Annotated in this window: 1 pseudogene; it reads left to right on the top strand. The window is 34.1% G+C overall.

The features are described 5' to 3' along the window. Nucleotides 1-62: 62 nt before the first annotated feature. Nucleotides 63-1,133: pseudogene (locus tag IQ224_RS23635) on the top strand (IS630-like element ISMae27 family transposase). Nucleotides 1,134-1,144 lie beyond the last annotated feature (11 nt).

Genomic DNA, 1,144 nt, shown 5'->3' with positions numbered 1-1,144 from the left:
ATACCATTTTTCAAAAAGTATGTCATACTTGGTAAAGGTATAGTTTGTGTGGTAAAAAGGCAATGAGTGGAGTCCCTAATATTAATGTTGCTGAGTCAGTAGAAGACTTAAAATCCTTGTTGAAGCAACAAGTAATCTCTTTAAACTTTGCTAAAGTACAATCCCTGTATCTACTAAAAATTAAGGAGGTAGAAACGGTTCGTCATCTCGCCGTGTTAATAGGACGCTCAGAAAGAACTATTCATCGCTGGTTAAGTTGTTATCGAGAAGGAGGGATAGAAAATCTCTTGTCAGAACCAGAAAAACTGGGAAGACCCAAAAAGATTTCAGTGGAAGAAGCCGCTCTAATTCAGAATGAATTAAAAGACCAAGAAGGATTTCAAAGTTATAAAAAAATTCATTTTTAGGTATCAATTATTTTAGAAATACCTGCCAGTTATATAACTGTTTACCGTCTCGTAAGAAATGAATTACAAGCTAAATTAAAAGTGGCTCGACCTCAAAATTTAAAACAATTACCAGGAGAAGTAAAAATATTCCAAAATAATCTATCTGAACAGCTACAAGCTTTACTAGAAAAAGAATCTGAAAAAGTTAGTCAGTATTTAAAAGTCCGCTTCTGGTGTCAAGATGAAAGTCGCTTCGGCTGTCATACCATTGTCAGAGATAAAATAACAATTAAAGGCATAAAGCCCCTTGGTAATTTTCAGTATAATTTTCAATATCTCTGGCTCTATGGTTTAATAGAACCTCGAACAGGTAGCAGTTTTTTCTATGAATTCTCTCATTTAGATGGGGAATGTTTTAATCAATATTTAACGCTTTTTTCTCAAGCTTTTTCTGAGGAATTACATATTATTCAATTAGATAATGCTCCCGCACATACGGCGACTGACCTAGAAATACCTGATAATATTATCCTATTTTATCAACCTCCCTATTGTCCAGAAGTAAATCCAATTGAGAGAGTTTGGCTATATTTGAAAAACCTATTGGCCTGGGGCAATTTTAACTCCCTTGATAACTTAAGAAGTAAACTTTACCATCTTTTAAATTCTCTATCCAATGACACGATCGGGTATTTGACGGGATGGTCTTGGATTTTAGAAGCTCTATGTCTGTCAGGAATTTAGAAAAATGGTAT

Origin of the sequence: Microcystis sp. LEGE 00066, assembly GCF_015207925.1 — a bacterium.
GTDB classification, from domain to species: domain Bacteria; phylum Cyanobacteriota; class Cyanobacteriia; order Cyanobacteriales; family Microcystaceae; genus Microcystis; species Microcystis ichthyoblabe_A.
This window is presented reverse-complemented; position numbering and strand designations above follow the sequence as displayed.